This is a genomic window from Salinarimonas sp. NSM (genome assembly GCF_052380005.1).
GTDB lineage: Bacteria > Pseudomonadota > Alphaproteobacteria > Rhizobiales > Beijerinckiaceae > Salinarimonas.
The window spans coordinates 1-23,020 of the sequence record NZ_JBQTCJ010000024.1 but is presented as its reverse complement, the minus strand read 5'-3'; the positions used below and the strand labels follow the sequence as shown (position 1 = coordinate 23,020).

At 70.2% G+C, this 23,020-nt stretch carries 18 protein-coding genes; 7 read left to right on the top strand and 11 right to left on the bottom strand.

The annotated features are described in order from the left end of the window. The first annotated feature begins 1 nt into the window (after nt 1). The gene (locus tag ACTZWW_RS10760) at nt 2-469 is read left to right on the top strand and encodes a DUF6691 family protein (protein WP_444780955.1); all 468 of its coding nucleotides are present in this window, start codon (nt 2-4) and stop codon (nt 467-469) included. After that, entirely contained in the window at nt 466-2,238 is a 1,773-nt protein-coding gene (locus ACTZWW_RS10755; RefSeq protein ID WP_444780954.1) for a SulP family inorganic anion transporter, read from the top strand. The genes ACTZWW_RS10760 and ACTZWW_RS10755 overlap by 4 nt, the downstream gene beginning before the upstream one ends. A gap of 156 nt (nt 2,239-2,394) precedes the next feature. Here ACTZWW_RS10755 and grpE read toward each other — a convergent pair whose 3' ends face one another. The 3 genes from grpE to ACTZWW_RS10740 all read right to left on the bottom strand — a co-directional run bounded on the left by grpE (nt 2,395) and on the right by ACTZWW_RS10740 (nt 7,225). After that, the gene (gene grpE, locus ACTZWW_RS10750) at nt 2,395-3,036 is read right to left on the bottom strand and encodes a nucleotide exchange factor GrpE (protein ID WP_444780953.1); all 642 of its coding nucleotides are present in this window, start codon (nt 3,034-3,036) and stop codon (nt 2,395-2,397) included. Nucleotides 3,037-3,104: 68 nt separating this feature from the next. Next, the gene (locus ACTZWW_RS10745) at nt 3,105-5,876 is read right to left on the bottom strand and encodes a [protein-PII] uridylyltransferase (protein WP_444780952.1); all 2,772 of its coding nucleotides are present in this window, start codon (nt 5,874-5,876) and stop codon (nt 3,105-3,107) included. 95 nt (nt 5,877-5,971) lie between these two features. Beyond that, nucleotides 5,972-7,225, bottom strand: a complete 1,254-nt coding sequence (locus ACTZWW_RS10740) for a L,D-transpeptidase family protein (RefSeq protein ID WP_444780951.1) — start codon at nt 7,223-7,225, stop codon at nt 5,972-5,974. A gap of 414 nt (nt 7,226-7,639) precedes the next feature. Between ACTZWW_RS10740 and uvrA the strand changes: the two genes are divergently transcribed. The 4 genes from uvrA to ACTZWW_RS10720 all read left to right on the top strand — a co-directional run bounded on the left by uvrA (nt 7,640) and on the right by ACTZWW_RS10720 (nt 11,867). Continuing rightward, nucleotides 7,640-10,690, top strand: coding sequence for an excinuclease ABC subunit UvrA (gene uvrA, locus ACTZWW_RS10735; RefSeq protein WP_444780950.1), 3,051 nt, complete (start codon nt 7,640-7,642; stop codon nt 10,688-10,690). Between the two features lie 101 nt (nt 10,691-10,791). Continuing rightward, nucleotides 10,792-11,007 carry a hypothetical protein gene (locus ACTZWW_RS10730; RefSeq protein WP_444780949.1) on the top strand — a complete coding sequence of 72 codons (216 nt, stop codon included), beginning with the start codon at nt 10,792-10,794 and terminating at the stop codon, nt 11,005-11,007. Nucleotides 11,008-11,124: 117 nt separating this feature from the next. Further along, a complete protein-coding gene (locus ACTZWW_RS10725; protein ID WP_444780948.1) occupies nt 11,125-11,490 on the top strand; it encodes a type II toxin-antitoxin system RelE/ParE family toxin in 366 nt (121 codons plus the stop codon). Continuing rightward, nucleotides 11,490-11,867, top strand: coding sequence for a helix-turn-helix domain-containing protein (locus ACTZWW_RS10720; protein ID WP_444780947.1), 378 nt, complete (start codon nt 11,490-11,492; stop codon nt 11,865-11,867). The genes ACTZWW_RS10725 and ACTZWW_RS10720 overlap by 1 nt, the downstream gene beginning before the upstream one ends. A gap of 4 nt (nt 11,868-11,871) precedes the next feature. Here the strand turns inward: ACTZWW_RS10720 and ACTZWW_RS10715 are convergent, their stop codons facing one another. From ACTZWW_RS10715 to ACTZWW_RS10690, 6 genes are all read right to left on the bottom strand, one after another. Next, nucleotides 11,872-13,110 (bottom strand): Zn-dependent hydrolase, encoded by a 1,239-nt coding sequence (locus ACTZWW_RS10715; RefSeq protein WP_444780946.1) that lies wholly within the window; start codon nt 13,108-13,110, stop codon nt 11,872-11,874. A gap of 178 nt (nt 13,111-13,288) precedes the next feature. Continuing rightward, nucleotides 13,289-14,749: a dihydropyrimidinase gene (gene hydA / locus ACTZWW_RS10710; protein WP_444780945.1), complete on the bottom strand. Its 1,461-nt coding sequence runs from the start codon at nt 14,747-14,749 to the stop codon at nt 13,289-13,291. A gap of 94 nt (nt 14,750-14,843) precedes the next feature. Further along, nucleotides 14,844-15,854, bottom strand: coding sequence for an ABC transporter substrate-binding protein (locus ACTZWW_RS10705; protein WP_444780944.1), 1,011 nt, complete (start codon nt 15,852-15,854; stop codon nt 14,844-14,846). Nucleotides 15,855-15,890: 36 nt separating this feature from the next. Then, complete coding sequence (locus ACTZWW_RS10700; RefSeq protein WP_444780943.1) at nt 15,891-16,874, bottom strand: ABC transporter permease; 984 nt, start codon at nt 16,872-16,874, stop codon at nt 15,891-15,893. Next, nucleotides 16,871-17,812: an ABC transporter permease gene (locus ACTZWW_RS10695; protein ID WP_444780942.1), complete on the bottom strand. Its 942-nt coding sequence runs from the start codon at nt 17,810-17,812 to the stop codon at nt 16,871-16,873. Before ACTZWW_RS10695 ends, ACTZWW_RS10700 begins: the two co-directional genes overlap by 4 nt. 213 nt (nt 17,813-18,025) lie before the next feature. Then, nucleotides 18,026-18,868 carry an ABC transporter ATP-binding protein gene (locus ACTZWW_RS10690; protein ID WP_444780941.1) on the bottom strand — a complete coding sequence of 281 codons (843 nt, stop codon included), beginning with the start codon at nt 18,866-18,868 and terminating at the stop codon, nt 18,026-18,028. A 524-nt stretch (nt 18,869-19,392) separates the two neighbouring features. Between ACTZWW_RS10690 and rutR the strand changes: the two genes are divergently transcribed. After that, nucleotides 19,393-20,058, top strand: coding sequence for an HTH-type transcriptional regulator RutR (gene rutR / locus ACTZWW_RS10685; protein ID WP_444780940.1), 666 nt, complete (start codon nt 19,393-19,395; stop codon nt 20,056-20,058). A gap of 24 nt (nt 20,059-20,082) precedes the next feature. On the opposite strand, the gene preA is transcribed toward rutR, so the two are convergent. Both preA and ACTZWW_RS10675 read right to left on the bottom strand, forming a co-directional pair. Continuing rightward, nucleotides 20,083-21,423, bottom strand: a complete 1,341-nt coding sequence (preA, locus tag ACTZWW_RS10680; RefSeq protein ID WP_444780939.1) for an NAD-dependent dihydropyrimidine dehydrogenase subunit PreA — start codon at nt 21,421-21,423, stop codon at nt 20,083-20,085. A gap of 14 nt (nt 21,424-21,437) precedes the next feature. Next, entirely contained in the window at nt 21,438-22,796 is a 1,359-nt protein-coding gene (locus tag ACTZWW_RS10675) for an NAD(P)-dependent oxidoreductase (RefSeq protein ID WP_444780938.1), read from the bottom strand. Between the last annotated feature and the right edge of the window lie 224 nt (nt 22,797-23,020).

Below are 23,020 nucleotides of genomic sequence, written 5' to 3'. Positions count from 1 at the left end.
CATGCGCAGCCTCGTCGGCTTCCTCGCGGGCCTCCTCTTCGGGATCGGCCTCGTCGTCTCGGGCATGGCGGACCCCGCCAAGGTGCTCAGCTTCCTCGATCTCTTCGGAGGCTTCGACCCGAGCCTCGCCTTCGTCATGGGCGGCGCGGTGCTTGTCACCTTCCTCGGCTTCCGCATCGTCCTGCGCCGCACGGCGCCCGTGCTGATGGAGCGCTTCGACCTGCCCGGCACGAGACTGATCGACGGGCGGCTTCTGACGGGCGCGGTCGTGTTCGGCATCGGCTGGGGCATCGGCGGTTTCTGCCCCGGGCCCGCCATCGCCGCGCTGCCTCTGATGGCGCCGGGCACGCTCGTCTTCGTGCCGGCCATGCTCGTCGGCCTGTGGGCCGGGGTGAAGGTCCGCGAATCCCGCGCCCCCTCCAACGCGGATCGCACCGGCGGCGAGGCCTCGGGCGCGAGCCAGTCATGACCGCGCCCCGCAGGCTCCGAGCCGAAGCCTCGCGCTACCTGCCGATCCTCGACTGGGGCCGGCGATACGACGCGCGCACCTTCACGAGCGATCTCGTGGCGGCTCTGATCGTGACGATCATGCTGATCCCGCAGTCGCTCGCCTACGCGCTGCTCGCGGGCCTGCCGCCGGTCGTGGGGCTCTGGGCCTCGATCCTGCCGCTCGTCGCCTACGCGATCTTCGGCACGAGCCGGGCGCTGGCGGTCGGGCCGGTCGCGGTGATCTCGCTCCTCACCGCCGCCGCCGTGTCGGAGGTGGCGACGCCGGGCTCCGCGGACTACGTCGTGGCGGCGGCGGCGCTGGCGCTGATGTCGGGCGTGATGCTGGTGCTGCTCGGCGTCTTCCGGCTCGGCTTCATCGCCAACCTGCTCTCGCACCCGGTGATCTCGGGCTTCATCACGGCCTCGGGGCTGATCATCGCTGCCGCGCAGCTCAAGCACATCCTCGGCGTCCAGGCCGGCGGCCACACGCTCGTCGAGGTCGGCGCCTCGCTCGCCGCAGCGCTGCCGCAGACGAACCCGTGGACGCTCGCCATCGGCGTCACCGCGACCGCCTTCCTGTTCTGGGTGCGCTCTGGGCTGAAGCCGGCCCTGCGCCGCCTCGGCCTGTCGGACTACGCGGCCGGCCTCGTCGCCCGAGGCGGGCCGGTGATCGCGGTGGCGGCGAGCATCCTCGCCGTCGTCGTCCTCGACCTCGACGCGAAGGGCGTCGCCGTCGTCGGCGCGATCCCGGCGGGCCTGCCGCCGCTCTCCGTGCCGATGGTGGAGGCGGGCCTGTTCGTATCGCTGCTCGCCCCGGCCCTGCTCATCTCGGTGATCGGCTTCGTCGAATCGGTCTCGGTGGCGCAGACGCTCGCCGCCAAGCGCCGCCAGTCGATCGTGCCGAACCAGGAGCTGATCGGGCTCGGCGCCGCGAACGTCGCCTCCGCCTTCTCCGGCGGGTACCCGGTGACCGGCGGCTTCGCCCGCTCGGTGGTGAACTTCGACGCCGGCGCCGAGACCCCGGCCGCCGGCGCCTTCACCGCCGTGGGCATCGCCCTCGCCTCACTGTTCCTGACGCCGCTCCTCCACTATCTCCCGATCGCCACGCTCGCCGCGACGATCGTCGTCGCCGTGCTCAGCCTCGTCGACCTCGGCGCGCTGAAGCGGGCGTGGACCTACTCGCGCCACGACTTCGCGCCCATGCTCGCGACGATTCTCGTCACGCTCGGCTTCGGCGTCGAGGCGGGGATCGTGACGGGCGTCGCGCTCTCGATCGCGCTGCTGCTCTGGCGCACCTCGCGCCCGCACATCGCCATCGTCGGCCAGGTGCCGGGCACGGAGCATTTCCGCAACGTGAAGCGCCACGCGGTCGTCACCGACGAGCGGGTGCTCTCGCTGCGCATCGACGAGAGCCTCAACTTCGCCAACGCCCGCGCCACCGAGGAGTTCGTGCTCGAGGAGGTCGCGGCGCGCCCGGCGCTCGCCCACGTCGTCCTGCAGTGCACGGCGATCAACGAGATCGACATGAGCGCGCTCGAGAGCCTCGAGCTGATCATGCACCGCCTGGAGGCGCAGGGCATCGCGCTCCACCTCTCCGAGGTCAAGGGCCCGGTGATGGACCGCCTCGCCCGCAGCCATTTCCTGGAGGGCCTGACGGGGCGCGTCTTCCTCACCCAGCATCAGGCGATGCTGGCGCTCGCTCCCGAGCTCACGCGCGCCGCCACGCGCGGGGAGAGCGCGGCGGCGTGAGGGTCGGCACCCGCAACCTCCCCGCAGGGGAGGACGAGGGCCGAAGGCCGGAGGGTGGGGAGGGTGGCGATGCCGCTCGCCTCGCTGTCGAACGGCCCCACCGCCCGCGCGTTCCGCGCGGACTCCTCCCCTCCGGGGAGGAACCGCCGCCCCCCCTCACCCCTCCCCGTTCGTCGCCTTCGGGCCGCCCTTTGAGACGCCGACCATCGCGGGGCGCAGGCAGCGCTCGCCGATGACGTAGCCGGTCTGGACCACCTGGACCACGGTGCCGGAGGGCTTGCTCTCGTCGGGGATCTCGAACATGGCCTGGTGGAGGTTTGGGTCGAACCGCTCGCCCACGGGGTCGAGCTTCTTCACGCCGTGTCGCTCGAGCGTGTGGAGCAGGTCGCGCTCGGTGAGCTCGATCCCCTCGACGAGCGTCTTCGCCGGCCCCTCCAGCCCCTCACGGGCGTCGCCCAGGCTCTCCAGGGCGCGGCGCACGTTGTCGGCGGTGCTGAGCATGTCGCGGGCGAAGTTCGTCTTGGCGTAGATGCGCGCGTCGGCCACCTCGCGCTCGGCCCGGCGCCGGATGTTCTCGACGTCGGCGAGCGCCCGCAGGAGCTTGTCCTTGAGCGCGTCGCGCTCGGCCTCGAGCTCGGCGATCCGGCCTCCCTCGGAGCCTCCCTCGACGGCGTGCACCGGCGCGGCGGCGTCGAGGGGGTGAGCGGCGGCGGCCGTCGCGTCGACGCGGGCGTGCTCGTCGGAGGCGGCCTCGGCGGCGGTCTCGGGATTCTCGGGACGGGAAGTCTGCTGAGTCATGGGATCCGCTTCGTTTCGTCAACCGGTGGGCGCAGTCGACCCTCATATCAGGCCGGACGCGCCGTGAATCAAGCGCGGGCGAGCGCGGGCTCCTTGGGGCGGGCGGCGCGGTCGCGGGCGAGCACGTCCATAACCGCCTTGCGGATGGCGCTCTGGCGTGCCGCCTGGAGCACCTTACCTCCTGTCAGGTCGGTGACGTAGAACACGTCCACCACCTTCTCGCCGAAGGTCGCGATGTGGGCCGAGGCGATGTTGAGGTTGAGCTTCCCGAGCGCCGTCGTCAGGTCGTAGAGGAGCCCGGGCCGGTCGAGGCCGGTCACCTCGAGCACCGTGTGGCGCGAGGACAGCGCGTTGTCGATGATCACCTCCGGCACGACGTCGAACACGCGCACCCGCTCGCGCGGCTGCCGGCGCCCGTCGACCAGGTCGGCGATCTTCACCTCGCCCTTGAGCGCGCGCTGGATCGAGCGGGCCACCCGCTCGGCCCGCCGCAGCTCGTCCTCGTCGTGCTCGAAGGCTCGCGAGACGAAGATCGTGTCGAGCGCCATGCCGTCGGCTGTCGTGAAGATCGCCGCGTCGACGATGTTGCCCCCCGACGCCGCGCACGCGCCGGTGAGGATGGCGAGGAGCCGCGGGTGGTCCGGCGAGAGCACGGTGAACTCCGTCACGCCGCGGAAGGCGTCCGTCTCGTAGGAGACGGCGACCGTCTCGCCGCGCGCCTCCGCGTCGCGGATGAAGTTCGCGTGCTTGACCCGGTAGCGCAGGTCGACCTTCAGCCAGTAGGACGGGTAGTGGCGCGCGGCGTAGGCCTCGAAGTCGGGCTCCGGCCAGCCCACCAGCTCTGCGCGCAGGCGCTCGACCGCCATGCGGATGCGCTGCGGGCGCTCCACCTCCGCCGCCCCGCCGCCGAGCACCATCTCGGTCTCGTAGTAGAGCGTCCGCAGGAGCTCGCCCTTCCAGCCGGTCCAGACGCCCGGCCCCACTGCGCCGATGTCACAGACGGTGAGCAGGAGCAGCAACTTGAGCCGCTCCATCGTCTGCACGACGCCTGCGAAGTCCTGGATCGTGCGCGGATCGGAGAGGTCGCGGCTCTGCGCGACCGTCGACATCAACAGGTGGTGCTCGACGAGCCAGGCCACGGTCTCGACCTCCGCCGGCGTCAGCCCCAGCCGCGGGCCGAGCTTGCGGGCGATGCGCGCGCCGGCGATCGAGTGGTCCTCCTCGCGCCCCTTGGCGACGTCGTGCAGGAAGAGCGCGACGTAGAGGGCGCGGCGATGCTGGATCGTGTGGATGATCCTGTGGGAGAGCGGATGATCGGCGTCGAGCCGGCCGGACTCGAGATCCGCCAGTCGTCCGATCGAGCGGATCAGGTGCTCGTCCACCGTGTAGTGGTGGTACATGTTGAACTGCATCATCGCCACGATGCGCCCGAAATCCGGCACGAAGCGGCCGAGCACGCCCGCCTCGTTCATCCGCCGCAGCACGCTCTCGGGGGCGTTGCGGGAGGTGAGGATCTCGAGGAAGAGCTTGTTGGCCCGCGGATCCTTGCGCACCTCCGCGCCGATCAGCTTCAGCGAGCGGGTGGCGAGCCGGCTCGCGTCCGGGTGGATCGCAACGTCGTTGCGATCCGCATGCCAGAACAGCGCCACGAGGTTCACGGGGTCGCGGGTGAAGACGCTCGCGTCCTTGACCGTGATGCGCTCGTTCTCGACGACGAAGTCGCCCGACTGCAGGCGCTTGGCCTTCGACCGGCGGAAGGAGCCGATCACGCGATCGAGCATCGGCTTGGGCTTGGCGTGGCGCGCCTCGAGCGCCGCGCAGACGATCGCGGTGAGGTCGCCCACGTCCTTGGCGCGCAGGAAGTAGGCCTTCATGAAGCGCTCGACCTGCGAGAGGCCGACGCGGTCGGAATAGTCGATGCGCGCGGCGACCTTCGGCTGGAGATCGAAGGTGAGCCGCTCCTCCGCCCGGCCGGTGACGAAGTGCATGTGGCAGCGCACGCGCCACAGGAACTCCTCGCAGCGGGCGAAGAGCCGGAACTCCTCCGCTGTGAACAGCCCGGCGGCGACGAGCTCCTTCGGGTCCCGCACGCGATAGACGTACTTGCCGATCCAGAACAGGGTGTTGAGGTCGCGTAGCCCCCCCTTGCCGTCCTTGACGTTCGGCTCGACGAGGTAGCGCGAGGCGCCGGCGCGGCCGGTGCGGCGGTCGCGCTCCTTGAGCTTGGCCTCGACGAATTCCGCCGCGGTCCCCTCCACCACCTCCGCGTCGAAGCGTCGGGTCAGCTCCTCGTAGAGCGGCTCCTCGCCGAGCAGCAGCCGCGTCTCGAGCAGCGCCGTGCGGATCGTCATGTCGGCGCGCGCCTCGCGCACGCACTCGTCGACCGAGCGGGTGGCGTGGCCGACCTTCAGCTTGAGGTCCCACAGCACGTAGAGCATCGCCTCGACGATGCTCTCGCCCCAGGCCGTCTGCTTGTAGGGCAGGAGGAACAGGAGATCGACGTCCGAGCCGGGCGCGAGCGTGCCGCGGCCGTAGCCGCCGGTCGCCACGATGGCCAGGCGCTCGGCCCGCGAGGGGTTCTCGAGCGGGTAGAGATGGCGCGTCACCGCCTCGAAGACGACGCGCACCACGCCGTCCATCAGCGCGCAGATGCGCGCCGCGCAGGCGATGCCGTTGCGCTCGGCCACGAGCCGCTCGTCCTCGCGTGCGAGCCCCGCATCGATCGCCGCACGCAGGGCGGGTACGAGGCGCGCCCGAAGAGCACCGGACCCGTCGGGCGGGTCGGCGGCGAGATCCGCGAGGATGGCGGAGAGGGGCTCTGGCAGGGCGGGCTGCGGCATGGCCCGTGTTAGCACGGGCGCGACGGGCGGGGAACGGGGGAGGTCCCCTCCCCCGTCGGCGGTGCCTCGGTGCGGCGGCCGGCGGGCAGGACCGCTCAGCCGTCCTCGGAGCCCGGCGCGCGGGCGATCGGGACGCCGGCGATGCCGTCGCGCTCGTAGATGTCGTCGCGGAACTGGACGGTGCCGTCCGGCGTCGCCCAGGCGGTGATGTAGGTCCAGTAGTTGTTGATGTTCTGCGAGAGACGCACGTCGATCCGCTCGCCGGAGCGGAACGTCTCGTCGATGCGCGCGCGATCCCAGCCCTGCTCCTGCGCCAGCAGCCAGACCACCAGCTCGCGCACGCTCTGGATACGCACGCAGCCCGAGGAGACGAAGCGGAAGTCGTCGCCGAAGATGCCGCGCGCCGGCGTGTCGTGCATGTAGACCTGCTCGGTGTTCGGCATGTTGATGCGCACGAAGCCGAGAGAGTTGAACTCGCCGCCCGGGTCCTGGCGGAAGACGTAGCGCGTGCCCTCGTCCGAGAACCAGTTCACCGCCTCCGGCGCGATCTCCTGGCCCTGGTGGGTGAAGATGCGGATGCGGTTGTCCGTCAGATAGGACGGGTTCTGCTGCATCAGCGGGATCAGGTCGCGGCGGATGATCGAGGCCGGCACCGTCCACGTCGGGTTGAAGTTGATCTCTGTGATGCGCGAGTTGAAGATCGGCGAGGGCCGGTCGATCTTGCCGACGCCGGCGGCGTGGCGGCTCGCGACGACGCCGTTCTCCACCGCCTCGACGGTGGCCGACGGCATGTTCACGATCACGTAGCGATCGCCGAGGCTGCCGGAATAGGCGCGCAGGCGCACGACGTTGAGCTCGAGCTGCTGAAGGCGCACGTCCGCCGGCACGTTCAGCGACACGATGGTCGAGCCGTTGACCGCGCCGGTCGGCGTCAGGCCATGGCGGGTCTGCACGCGGCGCACCGCCGCCTCGACGAAGGAATCGTACGCGTCGGCCGAGCCCGCCGCCGGATCGAGGTCGCCGGACTGGATGAGCCGCCGTCGCAGGGCGACGACGCCGGGTGAGCGAGAGCCGAGCCCGAGCCTCTCGTCGCCGATGCGGCCCCAGCCGCCGCGGGCGACGATGTCGGCGTAGCGCGCGATCATCTCCTCCGTCGCCGCCAGCGTCTGCGGCGAGAGGATCGGCGTGTCGATCCGCTCCACGCGGCTGCGGGTGGCGGCGTCGTAGTTCTGGGCCCACTCCGCCTGGTACTGCGCGTATTGCAGCCCCTGGGCGGAGGCCGTGCGGGCGGCGAGGAGGGACGCGAGGGCGAGCGAGCCGTTGGCGAGAAGAGCGCGGCGGGTGATCATCGGGCGGTGTCGTCTCTCGTGCAGGGCGGGGCGCGTGCCGACGCGGACCGTCGCACGCGGCCCCGCGAGGATGCTGCGTCTCGGTTACCGAACGATGATCGACGGGCCGAATTAAGGCAAGTCACGGGTTGGCGAGCACGGCGGGTGCGCCGCGTCGCCGCTGTGGCGCGGAGGCAACGGTCGGGAGCCGGCGACGGTGAGCGTCCTGCGCGCCGCGCCTTGCATCCGGCCGAACCCCCCGCCTTGTATTCGTATCCGTTTCGTTCTAGTCCTCGAAGGTGTGTGGCGGCGCGTCCGAGAATCGGAAGGGACGGGCCTCCCGGGCCGATGGCGCACGCGCATCGACGCACTATATCGACGCGGTCCACGGGGGCGCACAGTCCCCGCCCGCTCCCACCCGACGAGCCTGTCCGCATGTCCGATCTCGACGATCTGTTCGACCGCGCCCGCGCCGGCGACCCCACCGCCCGCGTGATTTCCGTCCGCGGGGCGCGCGAGCACAACTTGAAGAACGTCGACCTGATGATCCCGCGCGACAGGCTCGTCGTGCTCACGGGGCTGTCGGGCTCGGGGAAGAGCTCTCTCGCCTTCGACACGATCTACGCGGAGGGCCAGCGGCGCTATGTCGAGAGCCTCTCGGCCTACGCCCGCCAGTTCCTGGAGATGATGCAGAAGCCCGACGTCGACCAGATCGACGGGCTCTCGCCGGCGATCTCCATCGAGCAGAAGACCACCTCGAAGAACCCGCGCTCGACGGTGGGAACCGTCACCGAGATCTACGACTACATGCGCCTGCTCTGGGCGCGCGTCGGCGTGCCCTACTCGCCCGCCACGGGCCTGCCGATCGAGAGCCAGACGATCTCGCAGATGGTCGATAGGACGCTGGCGCTGCCGGAGAAGACGCGGCTCTACCTCCTCGCCCCCGTCGTGCGCGGGCGCAAGGGCGAATACCGCAAGGAGCTCGCCGAGTGGCAGAAGAAGGGCTTCCAGCGCGTCAAGATCGACGGGGCCTACTACGAGATCCCGGATGCGCCGACGCTCGACAAGAAGTTCAAGCACGACATCGACGTGGTGGTCGACCGGCTCGTCGTGCGCGGCGACATCGGCGCGCGTCTCTCCGAGAGCCTCGAGACCGCGCTCGAGCTCGCCGACGGCATCGCCGTGATCGAATGGGCGGACGAGAAGGACGAGACCGGCGCGCCGCGGCGCCTCGTCTTCTCGCAGAAGTTCGCCTGCCCGGTCTCCGGCTTCACCATTCCCGAGATCGAGCCGCGGCTGTTCTCCTTCAACAACCCGTTCGGCGCCTGCCCGACCTGCGACGGCATCGGCCACGAGATGCGCATCGACCCGGACCTGATCGTCCCGGACGAGAGCGCCACCCTCAGGAAGGGCGCCATCGCGCCCTGGGCGAAGTCGACCTCGCCCTATTATGGCCAGACGCTGGACGCGCTCGCGAAGCACTACGGCTTCAAGACGAACGTCGCGTGGCGGGACCTTCCGGCGAAGGCGCGCGAGGTGATCCTGCACGGCTCGGGCGGCGAGCCGGTGAGGATGGCCTACGACGACGGCCTGCGCGCCTACGAGGTGCGCAAGCCGTTCGAGGGCGTGATCCCGAACCTGGAGCGGCGCTACAAGGAGACGGAGAGCGACTGGGCGCGCGAGGAGATCTCGCGCTACATGTCCGAGACGCCCTGCGCCGCCTGCGGCGGCAAGCGGCTCAAGCCCGAGGCGCTCGCGGTGAAGATCGCCGGCTGCGACATCGGCGACGTGACGCGCCTGTCCGTGCGCGACGCCGGCGCCTGGTTCGAGGACCTGCCGCCGCGGCTCGACGCGAAGCAGACGGAGATCGCCGGGCGCATCCTCAAGGAGATCCGCGAGCGGCTCACCTTCCTGCTCGACGTCGGGCTCGAGTACCTGACGCTCTCGCGGGCCTCCGGCACCCTGTCGGGCGGCGAGAGCCAGCGCATCCGCCTCGCCTCGCAGATCGGCTCTGGGCTCACCGGCGTGCTCTACGTGCTCGACGAGCCCTCGATCGGCCTGCACCAGCGTGACAACGAGCGCCTGCTCGGCACGCTCAAGCGCCTGCGCGACCTCGGCAACACGGTCATCGTGGTGGAGCACGACGAGGACGCGATCCTCCAGGCGGACTACGTCGTCGACGTCGGGCCGGGTGCCGGCATCCACGGCGGCGAGATCATCGCCAAGGGCACGCCCGCGCAGGTGATGGCGAGCCCCGCCTCGCTCACCGGCAAGTACCTCACCGGCGCGATGGCGGTGGCGACGCCCAAGATGCGCCGCAAGGGGCAGAAGGGGCGCGCGCTCAAGGTCGTCGGCGCGCGGGGTAACAACCTCAAGAACGTCGATGTCGAGATCCCGCTCGGCACCTTCACCTGCGTCACCGGCGTCTCCGGGGGCGGCAAGTCGACGCTCGTCATCGACACGCTCTACAAGTCCGTGGCGCGCAAGCTCAACGGCGCCATGGAGCACCCCGCCCCGCACGATCGCCTCGAGGGGCTCGAGCACCTCGACAAGGTCATCGACATCGACCAGTCGCCCATCGGCCGCACGCCGCGCTCCAATCCCGCGACCTACACGGGCGCGTTCACGCCCATCCGCGAGTGGTTCGCGCAATTGCCGGACGCGAAGGCCCGCGGCTACCAGCCGGGGCGCTTCTCCTTCAACGTCAAGGGCGGGCGCTGCGAGGCCTGCCAGGGAGACGGCGTCATCAAGATCGAGATGCACTTCCTGCCGGACGTCTACGTCACCTGCGACGTCTGCAAGGGCAAGCGCTACGACCGCGAGACGCTGGAGGTGAAGTATCGCGGCCGGTCCATCGCCGACGTGCTCGACATGACGGTCGAGGAGGCGCGCGAGCTGTTCAAGGCCGTGCCCTCGATCCGCGAGAAGATGGAGACGCTCGCCCGCGTCGGGCTCGGCTACGTCAAGGTCGGCCAGCAGGCGACCACGCTGTCAGGCGGCGAGGCGCAGCGGGTGAAGCTCTCGAAAGAGCTCTCCAAGCGCGCCACCGGCCGCACGCTCTACATCCTCGACGAGCCGACCACGGGCCTGCATTTCCACGACGTGGCCAAGCTGCTCGAGGTGCTGCACGAGCTCGCCGACCAGGGCAACACGGTCGTCGTCATCGAGCACAACCTCGAGGTCATCAAGACCGCCGACTGGGTGATCGACCTCGGCCCCGAGGGCGGCGACGGCGGCGGCCGCATCGTCGCCGAGGGCACGCCCGAGGAGATCGCCCGCGCGAAGGGAAGCCATACGGGGCGCTTCCTGGCGGAGGTTCTTTCGCGCCGTCCGATGAAGACGGTGGGGGTGACCGAGGATGCGGCCGGGACGGCGGGGAAGACGGCGACGAAGCCGGTGGGGAAGAAAGCGGGGTCCGGGGAGACGAAGCCCGCCGCTGAGAAGAAGCCGGCACGCAAGCGCGCGACGCGCCAGGCGGCCGAGTAGGACGCGCGGCCGAAATTCCTGCGGAGAGGAATCTTCCCGCTCCGCTCCGAACTTCCCCGAAGCTCAGGCGTTGTCTGCCCAGCATGCAAGGAGGCACGACCATGATGGAGCAGGCGCGGTTCTCGCTCGGGGACAAGGTGAAGCTGGTGGCGGACGAGCGGCAGATGATCCGCATCCATCCCAACCAGATGGCCCTGACCTACGAGATCATCCGCATCGTCCCCGGCGAGCGCGACGGCGAGGCCGTCTACCACATCAAAAGCGAGCGCGAGCCGCACATGCGCGCGGTGGACGAGAGCCATCTCGCGCAGGCGTGAGCGGCGCGTACGGCAGCGGCGGGACGGATCGATGGGGGCCTCCCAACCGGAGGTCCCCTTTTTCTTTCTACTAGGACATGTATTTGACTCCATAGAACGGCCGTGCGAAGAAACTGCATGAGCTGGCGGGTCGTTTTTCATCCGGAGTTTGCGGAAGAGATCGCGCGCATGGATCGGAGCGTGCGCATCGAACTCGTCTCCCAGACGCGCTGGCTGGAGCGGTTCGGGCCGCTGGCGAAGCGACCCCATGTCGATACCTTGGTGGGATCACGCTACGGGAACATGAAGGAATTGCGCTTCAACGCGGGTGGTGGCGTATGGCGCGTTGCGTTCGCGTTCGACCCGGAACGACACGCAATTCTGCTGGTCGGTGGGGACAAGTCGGGGCAAGCTCAGAACCGATTTTACCGGTGGCTCGTCACGACGGCGGATCGACGCTTCGCCGACCACCTGGACGGCCGACTCGCCGAGGGAGATCGCTGATGTACGTGACCCTGCAAGAGATCATCGACCGCCTTCCACCGAACGAGCGCGCCGAGGTCGAGCGTCGCGCCGCGGAGCTGATCGGCGAGGAGATGACCCTGCGCGACTTGCGGCGGGCGCGGGAGCTGACGCAGGCGCGGATGGCGGAGCTGCTCGAGATCGGCCAGGACTCGGTATCCCGGCTGGAGCAGCGCTCCGACCTGCTGCTCTCCACGCTCTCCGAGTATGTCGCGGCGATGGGCGGCCGGCTCGAGCTGGTCGCGCGCTTTCCCGACCGCCCGAACGTGATCCTCACCGGCTTCGCAGCGCTCGGGGGCGAGGACGACGCGCCGGACGCCCGCGCTCCCAGAAGGAAGCGCGGGCCGAAGGCGGGGTGACCCCTCACGCGAACCGCGCGTCGTACTCCAGGAGCGCGTTCAGCAGCACCTGCGCCCCCGCGGCGCATTCCTCCATCGACGTCGATTCCGCCTCGTTGTGCGAGAGCCCGCCCTCGCAGGGTACGAACACCATCGTCGTGGGCGCGACGCGGGCGGTGTAGGCGGCGTCGTGGCCGGCGCCGGAGATCATGTCGCGGTGGGGGAAGCCGGCCTTCTCGGCGCCGTTGCGGACGGCGGCGATCAGGTCCGGGTCGAACTTCACCGGCGGCGAGTCCCACACCTTCTTGTGCTCGACCTCGAGCCCGATCTCGGCCGCGACCTCGGCGATGGCGGCGTACAGCTCGGCCTCCATCCGCGCGAGGACGGCATCCTCCGGGTGGCGGAAGTCGACCGTGAAGAACACCTGCCCGGGGATGACGTTGCGCGAGTTCGGCGTCACCTCGAGCAGGCCCACCGTGCCGACCGCGTCGGGCGCGTGCGCGTGGGCGATGGCGTCGATCCGCTCGACGAGGCGCGCCGCGCCCACGAGCGCGTTCTTGCGCAGGCGCATCGGCGTCGAGCCCGTATGCGCCTCGCGGCCGGTGAGCGTCACCTCGTACCAGCGCATGCCTTGCACGCCCTGCACGACGCCGATGGTCCTGCCCTCGGCCTCCAGGATCGGCCCCTGCTCGATGTGGAGCTCGAGCATGGCGGAGAACTTCACCTCGCCGGGCTTCTTCGTCCCGCGATAGCCGATCGCCTCGATCGCCTCCTTGAAGGTGACGCCCTGGCGGTCCTCTCGCGAGTCGGCGAATGCGGTGTCGAACACGCCGGCATAGACGCCGGAGCCGAGCATGGCGGGGGCGAAGCGCGAGCCCTCCTCGTTCGTCCAGTTCACCAGCATCAGCGGTGCGTTGGTCTCGTAGCCGAGCGCATGGAGCGTGCGCATCACCTCGAGGCCGCCGAGCACGCCGAGCACGCCGTCGAACTTGCCGCCGGTGGGCTGCGTGTCGAGATGCGAGCCGATGGCGATGGGCGCGACGTCCGAGCGCCTGCCGGGACGGGTCGCGAACATGTTGCCGACCTCGTCCACCTCGACGGTGCAGCCGAGCGCCTCGCACTCGACCTTGAACCAGTCGCGGATCTCGCGGTCGAGATCCGTGAGGGTGAGCCGCTTGATGCCGCCCTTGGGCGTCCCGCCCACCTTGGCGGTCTCCATCAGGGTGTCCCAGAGGCGCTGGGCGTCGATCGTGAGGTTCTGCATGGGACGTTTCTCACTCGGATGCGTCTTTCCCTTCCCTGCAGGGGAAGGTGGATCGGCGCGCAGCGCCGAGACGGATGGGGCGCGCCGAAGGCGCATTCCGCGAAGCGGAAGAGATGCAGGCGACGGACCCCACCCCTGATCCGCTTCGCGGATCGTCCCCTCCCCTACAGGGAGGGAGCTACGGCACCACCGTGCCGTGCTCGCGCGCGATCGGCCGCGGGGCGGTGAGCGCCTTGAACGTGGCGAGCGCGCGGGCGGGCGCGGGGAAGGGCTTTCTGGCGATGAACGTGCCCCAGCCGCGCTCGGCCAGGACCTCGCCGTTCTGCGCGGCGAGCCGCCCGCGCAGGAACACCTTCGCCGGCAGGCCCTTCAGCTTGACGCCCTCGAAGACGTTGTAGTCGATCCGCGACACCTGGGTCGCCGCCGAGATCGTCTTCGTCGCCTCCGGATCCCAGATCACGATGTCGGCGTCCGCGCCCTTCCTGATCGCGCCCTTTCGCGGATAGCAGTTGAGGATCTTCGCCGAGTTGGTGGAGGTCGCCGCCACGAATTCGTTGGGCGTCAGGATGCCGGTCGAGACGCCCTTCGTCCACAGCACCGGCATGCGGTCCTCGAGCCCCCCCGTCCCGTTGGGGATCTTGCGGAAGTCATCGAGCCCCATGCGCTTCTGCTCGCTGGTGAACGAGCAGTGGTCCGTCGCCACCACCTGGAGCGAGCCCGCCTGCAGCCCGGTCCAGAGGCTCTCCTGGTGCTTCTTCGGGCGGAAGGGCGGCGACATCACGCGGCGCGCGGCGTAGTCCCAGTCCACGTTGTGGTAGTCGGTCTCGTCCAGCGTGAGGTGCTGGATCAGCGGCTCGCCGTAGACGCGCTTGCCGGCGGCGCGGGCACGGGCGATGGCCTCGTGCGCCTCCCTACACGACACGTGCACGATGTAGAGCTGGCAGCCGGCCATGTCGGCGATCATGATGGCGCGGTTCGCCGCCTCGCCCTCGACCTCGGGCGGGCGCGAATAGGCGTGGAACTCGGGCCCGGACATGCCGCGGCCCATGTAGTCCTCCTGCAATTGCGCGACGACCTCGCCGTTCTCGGCGTGCACCATCGCCATGGCGCCGAGATCGGCGCAGCGCTTGAAGGAATGGAAGAGCACGTCGTCCTCCACCATCAGCGCGCCCTTGTAGGCCATGAAGTGCTTGAAGGTGTTCACCCCGTGCTCGTTGACGATGGCCGCCATGTCGTCGAACACCTGCTCGTCCCAGTGCGTGACGGCGAGGTGGTAGGAATAGTCGCCCGCGGCCTTCTCGGACTTCGCCCGCCAGTCGCGGTAGGCCTCGACCATGCTCTGGCCCGGGCCGGGAATGCAGAAGTCGACGATCATCGTCGTGCCGCCGGAGAGCGCGGCCTTCGTGCCCCACTCGAAGTCGTCGGCCGACACCGTGCCCATGAAGGAGAACTCCATGTGCGTGTGCGGGTCGATGCCGCCGGGCATGACGTAGGCGCCGGTCGCGTCGATCACCTCCGCACCCGCGGGCACGTCGAGGTCCGGGCCGACAGCGACGATGGTCTGCCCCTCCACGAGCACGTCCGCGCGCTCGGAGATGTCCGCGTTGACGACGGTTCCGCCCTTGATGACGAAGGCCATGACGTCCTCCCCTGCAATCCCGTTGTTCGTGCTCGTTGCCGATGGTGCGGGATCGGCCGCGCCTGCGCCGGCCGATCCCCGTGTCATGCGCCGATCAGAGGCCGGCGGCGTCGACGATCGCGTGCGTCCAGGCGCCCTCGGGGGCCTGCGAGATCACCGGGCTGTCGCCGCCCGAGGAGAGCAGCGTCTCCACCGTCTGCTCGTAGGCGGCCGGGTCGAGACGGCCCGCGCCGTCGCCGGAAGCCAGCAGCTTGGCGATCTCGCCCATCATGCGCACCTGGTGCTCCTCGGTCTGGGCGCCGCTGGCGTCGTTCTCGAGGACGATCATGGCCGCCTCCTCGGGGTTCTCACGGGCGTATTCCCAGCCCTTCATCGAGGCGCGCACGAACTTGCCCATGGCCTCGACGAACTCGGGATCCTCGAGCCGGTTCTCGTCGACATAGAGTCCGTCCTCGAGCGTCGCCACGCCCTGGTCCGCGTAGGGGAACACGACGAGCTGCTCGGGGGTGAACCCCGCGTCGATGACCTGCCAGTACTCGTTGTAGGTCATGGTCGAGACGCAGTCCGCCTGGCCCTGGATCAGCGGGTCGACGTTGAAGCCCTGGCGCAGCACAGTCACCCCGCCGTCCGAGCCGTCGGTGGCGAGGCCGAGCCGCGCCATCCAGGCGAGGAACGGATACTCGTTGCCCGCGAACCAGACGCCGAGCGTCTTGCCGGGGAAGTCCTCCGGGCTCTCGATGCCCGTGTCCTCGCGGCAGGTCAGCATCATGCCCGAGCGCTCGAAGGGCTGGGCGATGTTGACGAGCGGCACGCCGCGCTCGCGGGCGGCGAGCGCCGCGGGCATCCACTCGACGATCACGTCCGCGCCGCCGCCGGCGATCAGCTGCGGGGGCGCGATGTCCGGGCCGCCCGGGTTGATGGTGACGTCGAGGCCCTCCTCCTCGTAGAACCCCTTGTCCTGCGCCACGTAGTAGCCCGCGAACTGGGACTGCGTGACCCACTTCAGCTGGAGCGTGATGTCGGTCATCTGCGCCTGCGCGCCGGCCGTCAGGCCCACGAGCAGCCCGAGACCCGCGGCCCCGGTGAGCACCGTCTTCTTCAGCATCGTCCTCTCTCCTCCACTGCCGTCGCCGCGCCCCTGTTATCTGCGGATCGACGGATGCCAGAACGTCGCGGCGCGCTCGGCGAGCGCGACGAGACCATAGAAAGCGGAGCCGGCGATCGCGGCGAGCGCGATCACGGCCCAGACCATGTCGAGGCCCAGGCGCGCCGCCTCGGCCGAGATGCGAAAGCCCATGCCCACGATCGGCGTGCCGAAGAACTCGGCCACGATCGCGCCGATCAGCGCCAGCGTCGAGTTGATCTTCAGCGCGTTGAAGACGAAGGGCAGCGCCGCGGGGATGCGCAGCTTGACGAGCGTCTCCCAGTAGCCCGCCGCGTAGGAGCGCATCAGGTCGCGCTCCATCCGGGAGGCCTCCTCCAGGCCCGCGACGACGTTGACCAGCATGGGGAAGAACGTCATCACCACGACGACCGCCGCCTTGGACGGCCAGTCGAAGCCGAACCACATCACCATGATCGGCGCGATGCCGATGATGGGGAGCGCGGCGACGAAGTTGCCCACCGGCAGCAGGCCCCGGCGCAGGAACGGCACGCGGTCGGCGAGAATCGCCACCGCGAAGCCGGACAGGCAGCCGATGGCGTAGCCGATCAGCACGCCCTTGAGGAAGGTCTGCTGGAAATCGGCCCAGAGCAGGTCGGCGGAAGCGATGAAGCGGGCGAAGATCGCCGACGGCGGCGGCATCAGCGCGCCCGGCACGCCGAGGCCGACGACCACGACCTCCCACAGGAAGAACAGGAAGGCGCCGAACAGGAGCGGCGTGAAGAGGTCGATCGCCGCCTGCGCCGTCTTCGAGCGCGTCTTCAGCCCGGCGAGGCCGGAGACCGACAGCGTCGCCGTCGCCCACAGCGCGATCACCAGCGCCCAGAAGCCGCCGCCCGCGTTCCCCGCGACGTCGGGCTGATGCACGAGCCCGACCGCGTAGACGCAGCCGACCCAGGTCAGCGCGATCAGCCAGGCGACCTTGGCGGGGCTCGCCAGCCGGCGGGCGAGAAAGCCGCTCACGGCCGGCCTCCCATGGCGCGCATGACCGCCTTCTCGAGGAGCCCGACCGCCACGACGAGGAGCGCCGCGCAGGCGGCGGCGACGACGAGCGCCGACCAGATCTGGATCGTCTGCCCATAGTAGGAGCCCGCCAGCAGCCGCGCCCCGAGCCCGGCCTGCGCACCCGTCGGCAATTCGGCGACGATGGCGCCCACGAGCGAGATCGCGATCGCGACCTTGAGGCTCGCGAACAGGTAGGGCAGCGAGGCCGGCAGCCGCAGCTTCCAGAAGATCTCCCAGGAAGAGGCGGAATAGGTGCGCATCAGGTCGCGCTGGATGCGGTCGGGCGCCTCGAGCCCCTTCACCATGCCGATCGTGACGGGGAAGAAGCAGAGATAGGCGGAGATGATCGCCTTGGGGATCAGCCCGCGCAGCCCGATCGAGCCCAGCACCACGACGATGATCGGCGCGATGGCGAGGATCGGCACGGTCTGCGAGGAGATCACCCACGGCATCAGGCTCTTCTGGAGCGTGCGCAGATGCACGATGCCGACCGCGAGCAGCACGCCGAGCGCCGAGCCCATCAGGAAACCGACCAGCGTCGCCGAGATGGTCTCGGTGGCGTGGTAGACGAGGCTCCGCCGGGAGGTCGGCGCCACGTCGAGGATGGTCTTGTCGAGCTCGACCAGGATCTGGTGCGGTGCCGGCAGCATCGGCCGGTCCTCGGCCATGGTCTGCCAGAAGACCGTGCCCGTCGTCGCCTCCTGCCCCATCCGTGCGAAGCGCTCGGAGACGCCGGTCCAGTTCATCAGGATCGCCGCGACGTACCAGACCACCAGGATCGCCGCGACGACGGCGAGAACCGGCCCGGCATTGCCGCGCCACAGCCTGCCGAGGAGGCCGGGACGGGCGGCGCCGACGAGGGGGACGGTGGTGGAGGAGCTGGTTCCGGCGGTCATGGGCGCCCTCCCCTGTCATCCCGGATTGCGAAGCAAGTCCGGGACCCAGAACCTCCGACGTTTCCCTCGGCGTGCGCGAAGCGCGCGCGTCCCGCGACGCTCGCGCCGGCATCGATGTGCGGGGACGCGGCGTTGCACGCCGCTCGGGACGCCGCGGCGGTTCTGGGTCCCGGGCCCGCTTCGCGACCCGGGATGACAGCGGCGCGCATCCCCTCAATCATCGTACGAATGCCCCGCCCGCAGCCCCTCGCGCACGCGGTGGGCGATCTTCAGGAATTCCGGGGTCTCGCGGATGTCGAGGGGGCGGTCGGGACCGAGGTCGCAGTCGATCACGTCGATGATCCGGCCCGGGCGCGGGGACATCACCACGATCTTGGTCGACAGGAACACCGCCTCGGGGATCGAATGCGTGACGAAGACGACCGTCTTCCTCGTCTTCGCCCAGAGCTGCAGCAGCTGCTCGTTCAGGTGATCGCGCACGATCTCGTCGAGCGCGCCGAAGGGCTCGTCCATCAGGAGGAGCTGCGGGTCGAAGGAGAGCGCGCGGGCGATCGAGGCGCGTTGCTGCATGCCGCCCGACAGCTGCCAGGGGTACTTCTTGGCGAAGCCCGCGAGGTTGACGAGCTCCAGCATCCGCGCCACGCGCTCCCGCCGCTCCGCCTTCGGGAGCCCGAATATCTCCAGCGGAAGCTCGACGTTGCGGCCCACCGTCCGCCACGGATAGAGCGCCGGTGCCTGGAAGACGAAGCCGTAGGCGCGCTTCAGGCGGGCCTCTTCCGGCGTCATGCCGTTGACCGTGATCGACCCGCCGGTGGCGCGCTCGAGATCGGCGATGACGCGCAGAAGCGTGGTCTTTCCGCAGCCGGAGGGGCCGATGAACGAGACGAACTCACCCTCGGCGACCTGGAGGTCGACGTCGGAGAGCGCGTAGACCGGCCCGTCCGCCGTCTGGAAGGTGAGCGACAGCCCGCGCACGTCGATCACCGACGCGTCGCCCGCCGCGGCGGCGACGGGCGCCACCGCGTGCGCGCCGAGCGGGGCGGCGGATCCGGCCATGTACTCCTCCAGACGCATGTCCCTGCGTGACCTCTTCAGCTTCGTCCGCCCGGGCCGGCGGCGCAAGAGCGCGATCCGTACGGTTCACCGCTCGTCACGGCGCGCCTCCCCGGCAAGACGCGTGCCGCGGGAGCCGCCCCGACGTCGCAGGTCGCTCTCGCCGCGCGAAGGCGTGCGCGACGGAACTCCCCTCTCCCTCGTGGAGAGGGGTGGGGGTGTGGGGCGTCGGGCAGCGGGCGGGCTCGCCGAACCGGCCGCCGCGGCGATGCAGGACGGCATCGACGCCGAGACCATCCTGCACGCCCCACACCCCCGGCCCCTCTCCACGAGGGAGAGGGGAGCGCCTGCATCGACCTCCCTCGCTCCGTTCGGCCGGCTGCGCCGCATCCCTGCCCATCCCTTCGGCATCCCGCCGCGCGGCGCGGCAGGGAAACCACATCGGAAACCACATCGAAAGCGCGACCATCCGCGCTTGCCTCCCCCCGCATCCACGCCATACCGTCGGGCCGAGCCGGGAGGGCGGGATGGACGAGGCGGTGCGCGTGGACGGTGACGAGACGGCGACGGGACGCAACGGGCTGCGCACCCGGGCGGGCGAGGCCAACGAGGAGCGCATCCTCGACGCGGCGCTCGACGCCTTCGCGAGCCGCGGCTTCCACGGCGCGCGCATCGACGCGATCGCAGCCGCCGCAGGACTTTCCAAGCCGAACCTGCTCTACTACTTCAAGACCAAGGACGCGCTCTACCTCGCCGTTCTGCGCCGCACGCTCGAGCTCTGGCTCGAACCGCTGCGCGAGCTCGACGAAGGACGCGACCCGCGCGCGGCGCTCGCCGCCTATGTCGCCCGCAAGCTCGCCTATTCCCGCGACATGCCAGCCGCCTCGAAGCTGTTCGCGCTCGAGATCCTGCAGGGCGCGCCGCTGCTCGGGCGCGTCCTCGACGGTCCGCTGAAGCTGCTCGTCGACGAGAAGACCGCGATCCTGCGCGGCTGGATCGCCGCCGGGCGGCTCGCGCCCGTCGATCCGCACACGCTCATCTTCGCGATTTGGGCGACGACGCAGCATTACGCCGATTTCTCCTCGCAGGTCGCGGCCGTGACGGGCCGCACGCTGGCGGACGAGGGGTTCTTCGAGGAGACGCGCGCGGGCCTCGTGCGCCTCCTGCTCGACGGGGCGATGCCGCACGGGTGAGACGCCCCGCGCGGGCCGCGCGCCCTACTCCGCGGGTTCCAGCGCGGCGTCGGTGTCGTAGACCACCGGCTGCTTCGCCATCGGGTTGTTGGGGTGCTGCGTCCAGTTCCGGTAGGAGCCGTCGACGAAGCGGCCGGTGCGCTTGTCGACCGCGTTCTCCAGCGGCACCATGGTGATGCAGTTCTCCACCGGGCAGACGACGGCGCACAGATTGCAGCCGACGCATTCCTCCTCGATCACCTCGAACTTGCGCACGCCGTCGACCATGTTGGTGATCGCCTGGTGGGAGGTGTCCTCGCAGGCGATGTGGCAGCGCCCGCACTTGATGCAGGCGTCCTGGTCGATCTGGGCCTTCACGGCGTAGTCGAGGTTCAGGTACTGCCAGTCGGTGACGTTGGGGACCGCCTTGCCCACGAAGTCGGAGACGCGCGAATAGCCCTTGGCGTCCATCCAGTCGGACAGGCCCGACTTCATCTCCTCGACGATCTTGAAGCCGTAGACCATCGCCGCCGTGCAGACCTGCACGGTGCCTGCACCGAGCGCCATGAACTCGGCGGCGTCCGACCAGGTCTCGATGCCGCCGATGCCGGAGATCGGCAGGCCGCGGGTGGCCTCCGAGCGGGCGATCTCGGCGGTCATGTTGAGCGCGATGGGCTTCACCGCCGGCCCGCACATGCCACCGTGCGTGCCCTTGCCGTCCGTGTGCGGCCAGGGCGACATCGCGTCGAGGTCGACGTGCATGATCGAGTTGACGGTGTTGATCAGCGACACCGCGTCCGCCCCGCCGCGCTTGGCGGCTTCCGCGGGCTTGCGGATGTCGCCGACATTGGGCGTGAGCTTCACGATTACCGGCATGCGCGTGTGCTGCTTGCACCAGCGCGCGACCATCTCGACGTACTCGGGCACCTGCCCCACCGCCGAGCCCATGCCGCGCTCCGACATGCCGTGCGGGCAGCCGAAATTGAGCTCGACGCCGTCCGCCTCGGTCTCCTCGACGCGCGCGAGGATCGCCTTCCAGCTCTCCTCGGTGCAGGGCACCATCAGCGAGACGACCATCGCCCGGTCGGGCCACTTGCGCTTGACCTCCTTGATCTCGCGCAGGTTCACCTCGAGCGGACGGTCGGTGATCAGCTCGATGTTGTTGAAGCCGATGACGCGCCGGTCCGGGCCGTGGATCGCGCCGTAGCGCGGGCCGGACACGTTGACGACCGGCGGGTCCTCGCCGAGCGTCTTCCAGACGACGCCGCCCCAGCCGGCGCGGAAGGCGCGCTCGACGTTGTAGGCCTTGTCGGTGGGCGGCGCGGAGGCGAGCCAGAAGGGGTTGGGCGCCTTGATGCCGCAGAAGTTCACGGACAGGTCGGCCATGGTCTCGTCCTCCCTCACTCTGCCGCGATGGGCATGCTGGCGGCGAGCGCCCGGTGGATGGAGAGGGCGGCCTGCTTGCCGTCCTCCACCGCGACGACGGTGAGGTCCTTGCCGCGGGTGCAGTCGCCGCCGGCCCAGACCTTGGGCAGGGAGGTGCGCCCCTCCGCATCCGCCTCGATCTTGGCGCCGTCCATCTCGAGCACGGCGCTCTCGTCGGCGACGTCGGTGGGCAGGAAGACCTGGCCGATCGCCTTGAACAGCTGGTCGGCGGGAAGCGCGAAGGTCTCGCCGGTGTCGACGAGCGTACCGCCATCGAGGGCGGTGCGCATGAACAGCACCGAGGCGAGCGTGCCGCCCTCCCCCTTCACCGCGTAGGGCCGCGCGAAGTGGCGGATGACGACGCCGTTCGTGAGCGCCACCTCCTGCTCGTAGCGCGAGGCCGGCATGGCGTCGGCGCCGCGGCGATAGACGAGGGTGACCTCCTCCGCGCCGAGCTTCTTGGCCTGCACGGCGGCGTCGATCGCCGTCATGCCGCCGCCCACCACGATGACCTTGCGGCCGATCGGCAGCGTCGAGAGATCCGGCGTCTGGCGCAGCCGCTCGATGAAGGCGACCGCGTCCTCGATGTTGGCGAGGCCCGCCTCGTCGATGCCGAGCGCGTTCACCGCCTGCAGGCCGAGCCCGAGGAAGACCGCGTCGTAATCGGCCGCGAGGGCGGCCAGCGTGACGTCGCGGCCGAGCCGCTTGCCGTGATGGATGGTGATGCCGCCGACGCCGAGGACGAAGTCGACCTCGCGCTGCGCGAAGCCGTCGGTGGTCTTGTAGGCGGCGATGCCGTGCTCGTTGAGCCCGCCCGCCTTCTCGCGCGCCTCGTAGACGTCGACCGCGTGGCCGAGCGTCGCGAGCTTGTGGGCGCAGGAGAGGCCCGCCGGACCGGCGCCGACGACCGCGACCCGCGCGCCCGTCGCCGGGCCCTGCCGGTAGAGCTGGCGGCCGGCGGAGAACAACGCGTCGGTGGCGTAGCGCTGGAGCCGCCCGATCTCCACGGGCTTACCCTCGGCCATGCGCACGCAGGCTTCCTCGCAGAGCGTCTCGGTGGGGCAGACGCGGGCGCACATGCCGCCGAAAATGTTCGCGTCGAGGATGGTCTTCGCCGCGCCCTGCGGGTTCTCCGCCATGATCTGGCGGATGAACAGCGGGATGTCGATGCCCGTCGGGCAGGCCTGGATGCAGGGCGCGTCGTAGCAGAACAGGCAGCGCTCGGAGGCGACGCGTGCCTCGTTCCGGTCGAGGGCCGGATGCAGGTCGGCGAAGCCGGCCTCCAGGGCCTCCGCCGGAAGCCGGCCGGCGCCGATGTCAGGATGCGTGCTCACGGCATGAGCCTCCCTCGGCCGCGCGGATACTCGACGCGCGGGCCTGATCGCGAAGTGGTCGGACACGTTCACCCTCGGCCGGTCTCTCTTGGACCGGCTCTAGTTTTGACCATGTGATCAAATGCCGGGGCGGCTGTCAATTTCGCGGCAGGGTGAAATGGGAGGCAGGGGGTGGCGTGGGGATGGGCAGGGTATGCCGAAGAGGCCCGGCCCCTGTCACAACG